General features: G+C 67.7%; 9 protein-coding genes. 2 read left to right on the forward strand and 7 right to left on the reverse strand.

The genetic code is table 11. The features are described from left to right. Positions 1-2,822 (forward strand): ATP-dependent RNA helicase HrpA (hrpA, locus tag KY501_RS28925; protein WP_224366711.1); only part of this gene is annotated, 2,822 nt, incomplete at its 5' end. A 213-nt stretch (positions 2,823-3,035) separates the two neighbouring features. Here the strand turns inward: hrpA and KY501_RS28930 are convergent. From KY501_RS28930 to KY501_RS28960, 7 genes are all read right to left on the reverse strand, one after another. Continuing rightward, complete coding sequence (locus KY501_RS28930; RefSeq protein WP_224366712.1) at positions 3,036-4,472, reverse strand: hypothetical protein; 1,437 nt, start codon at positions 4,470-4,472, stop codon at positions 3,036-3,038. Positions 4,473-4,523: 51 nt separating this feature from the next. After that, positions 4,524-5,450, reverse strand: coding sequence for a dioxygenase family protein (locus tag KY501_RS28935; RefSeq protein WP_224366713.1), 927 nt, complete (start codon positions 5,448-5,450; stop codon positions 4,524-4,526). 120 nt (positions 5,451-5,570) lie between these two features. After that, positions 5,571-6,083: a hypothetical protein gene (locus KY501_RS28940; protein WP_224366714.1), complete on the reverse strand. Its 513-nt coding sequence runs from the start codon at positions 6,081-6,083 to the stop codon at positions 5,571-5,573. A gap of 147 nt (positions 6,084-6,230) precedes the next feature. Then, positions 6,231-7,610, reverse strand: a complete 1,380-nt coding sequence (locus tag KY501_RS28945) for a HAMP domain-containing sensor histidine kinase (protein WP_224366715.1) — start codon at positions 7,608-7,610, stop codon at positions 6,231-6,233. Further along, positions 7,607-8,332, reverse strand: a complete 726-nt coding sequence (locus KY501_RS28950; protein WP_224366716.1) for a response regulator transcription factor — start codon at positions 8,330-8,332, stop codon at positions 7,607-7,609. The genes KY501_RS28945 and KY501_RS28950 overlap by 4 nt, the downstream gene beginning before the upstream one ends. A 134-nt stretch (positions 8,333-8,466) precedes the next feature. After that, a complete protein-coding gene (locus KY501_RS53700; RefSeq protein WP_304608647.1) occupies positions 8,467-9,666 on the reverse strand; it encodes a hypothetical protein in 1,200 nt (399 codons plus the stop codon). Positions 9,667-9,931: 265 nt separating this feature from the next. Then, a complete protein-coding gene (locus KY501_RS28960; protein ID WP_224366717.1) occupies positions 9,932-11,158 on the reverse strand; it encodes an FAD-dependent monooxygenase in 1,227 nt (408 codons plus the stop codon). An 88-nt stretch (positions 11,159-11,246) separates the two neighbouring features. Between KY501_RS28960 and KY501_RS28965 the strand changes: the two genes are divergently transcribed. Further along, positions 11,247-11,792 carry a TetR/AcrR family transcriptional regulator gene (locus KY501_RS28965; RefSeq protein WP_224366718.1) on the forward strand — a complete coding sequence of 182 codons (546 nt, stop codon included), beginning with the start codon at positions 11,247-11,249 and terminating at the stop codon, positions 11,790-11,792. The last annotated feature ends 20 nt before the right edge of the window (positions 11,793-11,812 follow it).

Consider the following 11,812-nt stretch of genomic DNA (forward strand, 5'->3'; position numbering starts at 1 on the left):
CCATCCCGGGGATCGTGTACGTCGTGGATACGGGAGTAGCGCGCCTGTCGCGCTACGACCCGCGCTCGGGCACCACACGCCTGCACATCGAGCCGGTCTCCCAGGCCAGCGCCGACCAGCGAAAAGGGCGCTGCGGCCGCGTGCGCGAGGGGATTTGCGTGCGCCTCTACGACGAGGCGAGCTTCACCACGCGGTCCGCCTTCACCGACCCGGAAATCAAGCGCACCGGGCTCGCGGGGGTCATCCTGCGGATGAAGTCCCTCGACCTCGGTGACGTCGAGGACTTCCCCTTCCTCGATCCGCCCCAGCCGAGGGCCATCGCCGAGGGCTGGCGGGTGCTCGAAGAGCTCGGGGCCATCGAGGGCAAGGAGCGCACCTTGACGCCGCTCGGGTACCAGCTCGCGCGCTTCCCGGTGGATCCGCGCATCGCGCGGATGATTCTCGCCGGCGCCGAGTACGGGTGCCTGGACGAGGTGCTCATCGTCGCCGCGGCGCTCAACCTGCAGGACCCGCGCGAGCGGCCACGGGAGCTCGCGCAAAAGGCGGACGAGTTGCACCGGCGCTTCCGCGACGAGCACTCGGACTTCACGGGGCTCCTCAAGCTGTGGGCGTTCGTGCGCGAGGCCGAGGGCCGGGGGACGTCCCATCTGCGGCGCGTGTGCCGGGACAACTTCCTGTCCTTCCTGCGGGTGCGCGAGTGGCGGGACGTCCAGCGCCAGCTCGAGGAGACCGTCCGCGAGCTGCGCCTGCCGCGCAAGGGCCGGGGCGCCCCGTCGCGCGGGGACACCCTGCACCAGGCTCTCCTCACCGGGCTCCTGTCCCGCATCGGCCAGTGGAATCCGGAGCAGCGCCACTATACGGGCGCGAAGCAGACGCGCTTCATGGTTCACCCCTCGTCGGCGCTCGCGAAAAAGCCCCCTGCCTGGGCGATGGCGTTCGAGCTCGTGGAGACGTCCCAGCTGTTCGCGCGCACCGTGGCGAAGCTCGACCCGGAGTGGCTCGCGGCGGCGGCCCCCCACCTGCTCAAGCGCAGCTACTCCGAACCGCACTGGTCGGAGAAGTCCGCGCGCGCCGTGGTGAAGGAGAACGCGACCCTCTTCGGGCTTCAGGTCTTCAAGGAGCGCCCCGTGGCCCTGGCCAGCATGGACCCCGCCCGGGCACGGCTGATGTTCCTCGATCATGCCCTGGCGCGCGGCGAGTACCGCACCCGAGGGGCGTTCCAGGAGAAGAACCGCCAGGTGCTCGAGCGCGTGGCGCGCCTGCGGGACAAGGCCCGGCGCAGCGAGCTGCTCGACAGCGAGGCGCTGCTGACGTTCTTCGACGAGCGCCTCCCGGCGGACGTGACGGACGGAGCGAGCTTCGAGGCTTGGCGCCGCAAGGCCGAGGCGGCCGACCCCGACGTGCTCGTCCTCTCGATGGAGGATGCCCTCTCGCACGACCCGGACCTGTCCCCGGCGCACTACCCAGACGCCATCACCTTGCACGGCGCGTCCGTGCCGGTGACGTACACCTTCGACCCCTCGGCAGAGGACGACGGCATCACCCTGAGCGTGCCGCTGCTGCTGCTCGCACAGCTGGTCCCGGGTGAGCTCGACTGGACCATCCCCGGGTGGCAGCGGGAGAAACTCACCGCCCTGCTCGAGCAGGTCCCCCGCGCCCAGCGCAAGCAGCTGGGGCCGGTGCCGGACCTGGTCGACCGTCTCGAGAAGGAACTTGTGCCCTTCCGCGGGTCGATGATTCCAGCGCTCGTGCGTGCGGTGTCCCAGCTGTGCGGCGTGGACGTGCCCGAGGAATCCCTCCGGGCGGATGCCGTGGCGCCGTACCTGCGCATCACGCTCCGGGTGCTCGACGAGCGGGGAAAGGAGCTCGCGCGGAGCCGCGACGCCGACGCGCTGCTCGAGCAGTACGGGGGACGTGCACGGGCGGCGCTGCGCAGCGTGGCACCGACTTCGGACTGGGAGCGCAAGGGACTGACGGCCTGGACCTTCGGCGAGCTGCCCTCCGTGGTCACCCGGCGGGCCGGCGGGCTCGAGGTCCGCAGCTACCCCGCGCTCGTCGACCGGGGCGCTGCCGTAGACCTGGTGCTTCTCGAGACCTCCGCCGCCGCCGACGCGGCCACGCGCACGGGGGTCCGCCGGCTCCTGATGCTCGCCGCGCGCGGACACGTGGCTGTCAGCGCCGCGCGCATGCCGTTGCCCTTCCCGTCCCTGGACGGCGCGCCGCCCGCGCGGGGCCAGGCCGAGGCCTTCCGGGCGCTCCTCCTCGCACGCAGCGTCGACGATGCGTTCAAGCTCGCACCGGGTGCGCCGCTGCCCCGTACGAAGGCGGCCTTCGAGGAGCTGGTTCGTGATGGCTCACCGCTCATTGAGCAGGCGGCCCGGGACTGGGCGGACGCCGTCGTTGCCACGTCCTCGGAGCTCGCTGCGACGCTCTCTGCACTCAAGGCAGCATCCAAGGGGCCGAGCGGCGCGGCGGCCGTGCGGGACATCCGCTCGCAGCTCGGGCACCTGTTCCCCGCGAACCTCATCGAGTGGCTCCCCCTCGAGCGCCTGCTGAACTACCCGCGCTACCTCCGCGCGGCCCAAGCACGGCTGTCGCGTGCGGTGGCAAACCCCGGCAAGGACACAGGGAAGGCCGCGCCCTTCACCCCCCTGTGGGAGACCTTCCTCGCCAAGCGCGCCACCGTGCGTGACCAGGAGGCGGCGCAGGAGCTGCGGTGGGCCTTCGAGGAGCTCCGCGTGGCCATCTTCGCTCCGGAGGTGACGACGCCCGTGTCGGTGACAGTGACGAAGGTCAGCGCAGCCCTCGCGGCGCTGCGCTAGCCGCGAGTGGCTGTGCGTCCGCGACGAGAGCATCGGCGTCCTCAAGGTGCCGCCGCCCGACTGGGAGGGTAGAGTGATGCACCCACGCTCAGGCCCATTCCACCGAGCCCCTTGAGCCCAGCCACAGCAATACCCGCCTTGCGCAGCCCGGTTTGCTCCCGGGCTGGGAGACGGCCACTGCCTTGGACAGCGGCAGCCATAAGGACAGGCGCTTCAATCGGCCGCAGCGCCCGCCGCGATCCAAGCTCGGAGGGTCTCGATCTCCTCGGCTTTGGGGCCAGCACCCGCTGGAGGCATCGGCGAAGTGCACCCGCTGCACTGGATGCCGTTCATGTCACCGGTGATCTTGCGATAGAGCCAGCTCGTTGCGGGGGAGCCCGGATCGATCAGGTTCATATCGACCTCGGAGGCCTTCACGCCCACCAGGCCCACACGAATCGTGGACGCGGCCGTGCCCGCGAGCACCACTCCCTTGGACGGGCTCACGATGTCGTGGCAACCCGAGCAATAGGACTTGAAGATCGGAGCGATCTTCTCCGCGAACACGCCAGTCTCGACCGCCGCCGTGCCGTCGTTGGGCTTCGGCGCCTTCTCGAGCATGTGCATCTCCTCGCACTGAGCCTGCATCTCCGCTTTGTAGGCCTCATCCTCCTCACCGATGCCCTTCGCGACGCGATAGCGCTCCCACATGTCGTCGATCCAGGTGTGCAGCCGCCAGAAGGCCACCACGGGGAGGTTGGCGTTGTTGTTGGCCAGAAGGTACTGCGAGCCTGGCACGGACCATTGCCCATGCAATCCGTTGTGAATGCCTCCCGCAGGGCGCCCACCATCACTGACGCCACCGTCGCCGGGTCCAGGGAGGGGAAGCGGAAAGGGGAATCCTCCGTCCGGAATGCCGCCGTCGAAGCCGCCAGGAGGAGGACCGCCCCCGCCCGCCCCCAGGGTGCCGTCCTGGATCCATTGCCCCAGATCATCTTCGCTCTCGAAGAGCTCGAGGTTGTTCTCGATGTCTTGCAGAAGCTTGATCGAAGCGAGCTGATCATCGGTCCATTGGATCTTGACCCAGGGAAGCGGGTTCTCGGGATCCTCCTGGGTCAGCGGCACGTGCTCGAATCCACGCAAAAGCTCGGCGTGCTTGGGGAAGGCTTGCTTGAAACCACGGATCATGTGGCGGTGCGCCACAAGGAATGCATAGCCATCCCCGGGTTTGTCCTGCTGGATCGCGGCGGGCTGCAAACCACGCTCGGCCAAGGCCTTGGCGCTCGGGCAACTCTCCAGAGCGGTGTTCTGTCCACAGGCCTGGGCGATGCGCCGGACGTTGTGCCAGTCGCCGTGCGCCTGAACCCAGTTCTGCTCGAAGAGCCAGTCGACCATCTCCTGAGGCAACGTCAGATCGTACTGATCGTCCGAAGGATCACTGGGGTCGCCCTGACTCGTGACGAGGCGAATGAAGTCGCTGCTCATCGTCGCGTCCCGGGGATCGGGAGCATAAGGCTGATCGCAGGGATGACTCTCCTCATGGTCGTGGGTCTCGTCATCGGAGTCCGCGCACGAAGCCGCGACCATGACCGCGCATAGCGCGAAAGGGGTGGCCCTTCTGTACCAGGTGCTCCGGTCCGCGATGGTGACAGTTGTTCTGTAAGGTTTCATGGGTGATTCCTCGAGGGGTGCGATGCGCTATCGCCTGGGGTTCCGAGTGGCTCAGGGCATGCCGCCATCCCAGCCCGGAGGCGGACCCATGCCGCCATCGCCATTGGGAGGCGGCAGGCCGTCGTCAAGGCCGTGATGGCAGATGGGCGTGGAGAGGGAGGAACGGATGACGAGGGTTTTCCAGGCCAGCAGGGCACCGTCCGCCATGCGCCGGGTCTCGAAGACGTGGTCCGAGCCGCTCTGCGAGACAACGATATCGGTGGAGTTGGTCGTGTCGCGCTGACCGCGGGTGTCGTAGAGCGGCTGGGTAGCAACGATCTCGTTGGCCAGCGCGTCGTCGAAGATGAGCTGGGTGGTGACATATTCCTGATTGGCGAGACGAACGGTCAGGTGGATGTGGATGGTGCGGCCGCGGTACCAGCCAGGGAAGCAGGTGTTGAAGTTGACGCGGCCGTTCTTGTCGGTGGTCTGCACGCCGCGGTACCAGCGAGCCGCGCGAGCGCGCGCATCGCCAAACGTGCACACGTCACTGGAGTCATCCCCCGAATACAGGCCATCCGGGCCACAGTGCCAGATGTCGACGGTGGCTCCCTGGATGGGCTTGCACGCCTCGTCCACGATAAGGAAGGCCAGACGCGCGGGCAGCCCGCTCTCTCCCTCGGAGATGTCCTCGCGCTCCAGCGTGACCGCATAGCACGGCCCCAGCATGGTCTCGCATGTCACGGCACAGACAGCCCCCAGCCCCGTAACGAAAGGATTGGGGTAGTCCTTCAAGGCAGTCATTGACTGGGTGCCGCCGATAGCCCAGGCGCCAGGATCGACGATGTCATCCATGCCCGGGGTACCGTCATCGCTGGAACCGCAAGCGGCCAGGAGCTTGACGAGTGGAACGGCCGCCGCGGTGACTCCCATTCCATAGAGGAGCTTGCGGCGCGTCAGGATTTGATGATGCGACTCTGCCTTCGTATTGCTGCTCATGGTGACTCGCTTTCCGTGACAGGAGAGAAGCCTTGTAGGGGATCAAGATGAAGTCTGGATTAAGTCGGGATTGCTTGCGATTACACGAAGGCAGACGGCGCTTCCGAAAACTGGCCGCATTCATTTCGCATCCGCGCCACTGGTGATCCACGTGCGCAGCACGTCGATCTCCGCGGCTGTCAGCGAGGTGCCCGTCGGGGGCATGCGGTTGCCGCAGCTTCCGTTGCACGTCACCCCCTGGAAGTCGCCGGTCACCTTGTGGATGATCCAGCTCCGCGCCGGCTCGCCCGGCTCGACCAGGTCCATGGGCGCTGACTTCGCCTGGACGTTGACGAGTCCGGCGATGAGGTCCGCGCTGGACACCTTGGAGGCAGGCCCCAACACCAGGCCGAGAGACGCCTCCTGGGGTCCATGGCAGCTCACGCACTTCGCATCAAGGAGGGGACGCACCTGCGTGGCGAAGTAGCCCGTCTCCTGAGACGGCTCGGAGGGCGTGCCATCCACCGGCGTGTCGGTGTGACACTCGCCATCGCCGTGGGAATGCTGCCCCTCCGGGCACTCCTCCTCGGTCCCGCCACAAGCCAGACCGAGCCAGAGCCCGGCACACACCACTGCGGTCCTTACATGCTTCATGATCAGGTACTCTCCTCGGTGGCGCTCGTCGAGCGCGTGCCTCTGCTCGAGGCTGCACGCCCGCCAGCAGCTCCACGGACCACGTGGCGCGGCGAGGGCAGCGTCCTCGTGCGAGAGGCTTTGTAGAGAGCCGAGATGAAGTCTGAATTAAGCGCGCATTTGCGCCGATGACCTGGAGGCAGGCAGCTGGATGCGAACCCGGGTCCCTATGCCTCGCTGGCTCTCCAGCGTGAGCGACCCACCGTGCGCCGAGACGATGCGGCGCGCCAGCGCGAGCCCCAACCCCACGCCCCCGGTGGCCCGGGTGCGGCTCCGATCGCCGCGGAAGAAGGGAGTGAAGAGGTGGGGCATGTCACGCGAGTCGATGCCGATGCCCTCGTCCTTGACTTCGAGCTGGAGTCCCTCCTCCCGCATGACGGCGCCCAGCCGCACGGAAGTCCCGGGCTCGGAGTACTTGCCCGCATTGTCCAGCAGGTTGTCCAGCGCACGCCGCAGCAACACCGGGTCCGCCTCCAGCGCGGGCAATGGTGCCTCCACGATCAACTCCAAAGGGTGTCCGGGCCAGGTGGCGCGGAAGCGTGCCGCGGCTCGGTCAATCAACTCCCGGGCCTCCACGCGCTCCCGGCGCAGGGGAGGCGTCGCACCGGGCAGCGAACCAGCGGCGTCCCCCAGCCGCGCCGCGCTGAGCACATCCGCCAACAGGCGCTCCAGCTCGGAGAGGTCCGCGGCGATGCCGGCGAGCGACTCGTGCGCCTGAGAGCCATCTCCCTCGGCGGCCAACTCCAGCGCAACGCGGATCCGGGCCAGGGGGGTGTACAGCTCGTGGGAGATGTTGGCGAGCAGCTCCCGCTGGGAGCGAAGCAACTGGGTGAGCCGCTCGGCCATCTCGTCGAAGGCCTCGGCCACCTGCCCCAGCTCGTCTCGCCGATGCAGGCCCGTGCGGACTTCCAGCGAGCCCGCGCCGAACGTGCGCGCGACCTTCGCCAACTGCTGGAGCGGCACGACCAGCGTGCGGGCGAAGGCCAGCGAGGTGATGGCGATGCAACCCAGCACCAGGGAGGTGAGCAGCGCGACGTTGATGGAGGGCCTCGGCGGCGGAGGCAACAGCATGATGGCATAGGCCCGCGCGGGCCCTGTGTTCGGAAGGGCGACGAAAATGCGCGGGGGCGTTCCCTCCACCAGGACTCTCTCTCCCCAGAGCTGCTGGAGCGCCTCCGGAGCGAGGGGTTCGAACGCGGGAGAGACATTGCCAGCCAGCAACCGGCCATCCGCCGAACGGATCACCACCTGGGTGTCGAACTGCCGCCCCACCCGATCCAGCTCCGCCTGGAGTGCCTCGGGCTGCTCCAGGTTCAGGGCCCAATCGGAGGTCAGGAAGGCCGCGTACCGCCCCATGCTCTGGCGCGAGGGAATGTCCGCCACATAGTCCCGGGCGGCAATCAACACCCAGGCAACGAGGACGATCTGGGCGATGCCGACCCCGTAGACTCGCACCAGCAACGAGCCCGGCAACCGGAAGCCCCTCACGGATCCTCTCCCCGGCTGAGCATGTAGCCCACACCGCGCACCGTCTTGAGCAGTTGGGGGCTGTGCGGATCCGCCTCCATCTTCTGCCTGAGGCGGAAGACGTGCACGTCGATGGAGCGATCAAACACCTCCTCCGCGTTTGTGTTGATGGCCCCCAGGATCTGCTCGCGGCTCAGGACGCGGCCGGCATGCTCCGCCAGGACGCGCAGGACCATGAACTCGTAGGTCGTCAGGGAGAAGGGCTTGCCATTCACGCTGGCGGTCAGGCTGCTCGGATCCAGCCGGAGCGGGCCCACCTGGAGGAACTGGGTGTTGGGCCCGATCTGGCCGCGAGCCCTGCGTACCTGGGCACGGATGCGCGCGAGCAGCTCCCGCGGAGAGTAGGGCTTGAGCAGGTAGTCATCCGCACCGGACTCCAGCCCGAGCACCCGGTCGGTCTCCTCGCGACGGGAGGTGACCATTATGATGGGGACGTCACTGCGCGTGCGCAGCGCGTGACACACTTCCATGCCATCCCGGCCCGGGAGCATCAGGTCGAGCAGGATGATGTCGTAGCGGTGGCGGCCGGCCTGGGCCAGCCCCTCCTGGCCGGTATGGGCGAGAGTGACCGCCAGACCGCGCTCGTGGAGATAGCGGGCCGTGAGTGCGGCCAGCCGCTCATCGTCCTCCACCAGCAGTACCTGGATGTCCTCATCGGTGGTGGGGCGAGGCTTCAGCTCCATGCTCGATATCTCCCGGCACCGCGCTCACACGCGGCCAGGGATACCGTGCTGCACACGCATGTCCTCGGCGTTTCGCCCGGATGACGAAATCTTAAGGGAGTCTGAAGGGCCCTGCCGTCGAGCCCGCCGACTGATCAGCTGAGGACCGTGGCCAGGTTCAGCGGGCCAGCGGGGACGCCCACGTCGCGGCCCGCGGGGTTGTCCTGGGGCGTCTGCCAGGCGTCAGCCTCCGTCACCGTCTTGCCCGTGGCCTCGTTGGTGATGGACATCCGGCCGTTGTGGCCCGCAGGAGCAATCTGGCTGGTGTCGTAGCCGCTCCAGCCGGTGGCGGAGTTACCGAACGTCGCCTCGCCCCACGTCTGCCCCGAGTTCGCACCCGGGCTCGCCGCGCCGTCCTTCGACACAGCCCACGCCACGCTGCTGTTCGTGTCGAACGCCACCAACTGCGACTGGCCGGGCTGCAGCGTGAACGTCTTCGGCGTGCTCTTGTCGAAGTTCTGCCCGTCGTTCGGGTTCCCGTTCTCACCCGTCTTGTTCCACAGAGTGATGGTCTGCGGCTTGTCCGTCTTGTTCGTGAACGTGTTGGTGTACTTGAACTGGCTCTTCTGGCCCTCGTCGATCAGCTGCATGTTGCTGTTGTAGGGCGTGCCCACGTTGTTCTTGGCCAACCACGGCTCGTTCGCCGGCGCCGGCTCGGTGGACCCAGCGGACGGCGGGCCGAACCCGGGACCCGCCTCGCTGTTGTAGGTGGGGTACGTGGGCTTGTCCGCCTTGCTGGACGTGCCCACCGCCGCAGCCGAGCCCTCGGCCTTGGGGGCCTCGCTGGACACCTGCCCCGCCGAAACCTCGGGAGCCGCGAGGTCCGCAGGAGCGCCGAGATCCGCAGGAGCGCCAAGGTCCGCAGGAGCACCGAGATCCTCAGAAGCGCCGAGGTCTACGGGAGCGCCGAGGTCTGCAGGAGCGCCAAGGTCCACGGGAGCCGCGGAGCCCGCGCCGCCCACTCCGCCCACCGCTCCGGCGGAAGCATCCGAGCCGCCGACCTGGCCACCCGGAAGCTGCGCACCCAGGCTGTTCAGCACCTGCATGAGGTTGTCCAGCACCTGCGACAGCTGCTGCATCGGATCCGCGCCACCCGCCCCCAGGGCATCACCCAGCTTGCGCGGGCCCTGCTCGAAGGAGTCGGCCATGAGCCGCTGCCGCAGGCCGCCACCATTGCCACACCGCGACGCCGAAGCGCCCTCCACTCCCTGGGCCGGAACAGCGGCTGGCTGAACGTTCGAGGTGCTCGAGGAGGGAATGGCGAAGGCAGAGCGGTTGAGGGCCGAGATGGACATGTCCGACTCCGTAAGGGGCGAAGGGTGGTGCAGACGCGGAGGAACATGAGCAGGAATCGGGCCATGTGTAGGCAGGGCCATGCGCAGGTGGGAAAGGGGCTGCATTCCTCCGGAAATCGGGCACTTGGCAGGATCAGCCTGTCTCCCCTGCCCTGCCCGACATGGCGCGGCACGATGACGGCATTCACCACCTGGTGTCTGGGGTCACCAGTGCGACGCCTCCGGGTCCTCGGTCCCCCATGGACAACACGCTCGCTCAGCCCTACTACGCCGCGACCCGCGCCTGGTGCCCGTAGTCCTTGAGCGCGATCGAGTCGTGCAGGCGCACCCCCTTGCTGCTGAGCTTAGACAGCGCGCGCGTCATTCGCGGGGGAGCAAGGCTGATCAGCCTTGCGGCCTGGACAAGCGCCCACAACTGAAAGCGGCTGCTGGACACGAGGTTCTTTGCTGTATGGAGCGCGAAGGTCCGGCTGCGGCGGACGTAGTCGCCAAGCTCGCGCTCGTAGGCCTGGAAGCCACGCACGTGGTCGCCGCCAGCCGCGGCCAGCTCGCCCGCGAGCACGTAGGCCCCCACGATGGCGAGGCTGGTGCTCCCCCCCACGGCCGGCCCCGGTGAGTAGCCAGCATCCCCGGCGAGGGTCACACGGCCCCGCGACCACGTGTCCATGCGCAGTTGGGTGATCGAGTCGAAGTAGAATGCCGGTGTCCGATCGAGCTCCTCGAGCAGACGCGGCACTTCCCAGCCAAGGCCGGCGAACGCCTCGCGCAGCACCCCCTTCTGCCGTGCGACATCGCGGTAGTGGATATCGAGCTCCCGCGGCGTCCGGAACATGAACAACGCCCGCGCGTCATCCATGTGCTGACCGCTGTAGAACACGACCAGGCGCCCGACATCCCCCAAGGTGATCGACCGGTCCTTCAGCCCAAGGTAGTTGGGCAGGGTCATCACCGCCAGGTACGCACCGATCCAGTGCGCGAAGCGGCGCTCGTCGCCGAAGACCAGACGGCGCACGTTCGAGTGCAGGCCATCGGCGCCAATCACGAGATCGAACCGGCGAGGTGCGCCGCGCTCGAACGTGACGTCGATGCCCCCCGCGTCTTCCGCGAGCGCGGCAATCGAGTCACCGAACACGTACTCGACCGAGTCGCGCGTTGCGTCATGGAAGAGCTCCGCCAGATCGTCACGCATGATCTCCACGTGGCGGTCGGACACCGCCGTCACCAGCCGGGCCACATCCACCTCGATGGGCCGATCGACCCCCTCGCGCAGCAGCGTCAGCCGATCGGTACCGGTCTTCTTCGCCTCCAACTTCGAGAGCAGCCCCATCCGCTCGACGATCTCCATGGCCGGCCGGAACAGATCGACCGCATGGCCGCCCGTCTTTCTCAGCGTGGGGGACCGCTCGACCACCGTGGGCTGAAAACCGTAGCGCGCAAGCCAGTAGGCGAGGACTGGGCCAGCGACGCTGGCTCCGGAAATGAGGATCCGCATGGTGTCTCCTTACTTACTGGTAAGTAAACAAACTGACCGGATTCTGGCAAGCCTTACTGAACGGTCAGTCAACGATTATCTTGGGGGCGTGCCAAAAACGCGGAACTCCGACACCAAGGCGAGGATTCAAGCGGCTGCTCGCGAGCTGTTCGCACAGCGGGGCGTCCAGCAGACCAGCCTCAGCGATATCGCGGAGCGACTGGGCATCACCAAGCCCGCGCTCTACTACCACTTCGACTCTCGAGAGGCGCTGGTCACAAGCATCGTCCAGCCCATGCTCGACCATATGGAGGAGGTCCTCATCTCGCGCGAGGCGGTCAAGCACCACGACCCGCGCGTGCTCCTCAGCGACTACTTCGACCTGCTCTACCAGCACCGCGACATCATGCTCATGGTGCTGCACAACCCGAGCACCCTGAGCACCCTGAATCTGACCGAGCGTGTCCTCAAGTGGAGGCACCGTCTGATGGCGCTGCTGCTGGGACCCAAGCCGTCGCTCGCCCGGCGGATCCGTGCCGTCGTCGCGGTGGGCGGCCTCTCCGACTGCACCGTCGAGTTCCCGGACCTGCCCATCGAGCAGATCAAGGCGGGCGCGATCGAGTCCGCCTGCGCCGCTCTCGGCCTGCCCTCGTGACCTGGGACGGAGGGAAGAGT

This window comes from Hyalangium versicolor, from assembly GCF_020103695.1.
In the GTDB taxonomy this organism is placed as follows: domain Bacteria; phylum Myxococcota; class Myxococcia; order Myxococcales; family Myxococcaceae; genus Hyalangium; species Hyalangium versicolor.

Bases quoted from the DNA above. Each gene is read 5' to 3' on its own strand.
- KY501_RS28930 (WP_224366712.1), bottom strand. From the start codon at position 4,472: ATGAAACCTTACAGAACAACTGTCACCATCGCGGACCGGAGCACCTGG.
- KY501_RS28935 (WP_224366713.1), bottom strand. From the start codon at position 5,450: ATGAGCAGCAATACGAAGGCAGAGTCGCATCATCAAATCCTGACGCGC.
- KY501_RS28940 (WP_224366714.1), bottom strand. From the start codon at position 6,083: ATGAAGCATGTAAGGACCGCAGTGGTGTGTGCCGGGCTCTGGCTCGGT.
- KY501_RS28950 (WP_224366716.1), bottom strand. From the start codon at position 8,332: ATGGAGCTGAAGCCTCGCCCCACCACCGATGAGGACATCCAGGTACTG.
- KY501_RS53700 (WP_304608647.1), bottom strand. From the start codon at position 9,666: ATGTCCATCTCGGCCCTCAACCGCTCTGCCTTCGCCATTCCCTCCTCG.
- KY501_RS28960 (WP_224366717.1), bottom strand. From the start codon at position 11,158: ATGCGGATCCTCATTTCCGGAGCCAGCGTCGCTGGCCCAGTCCTCGCC.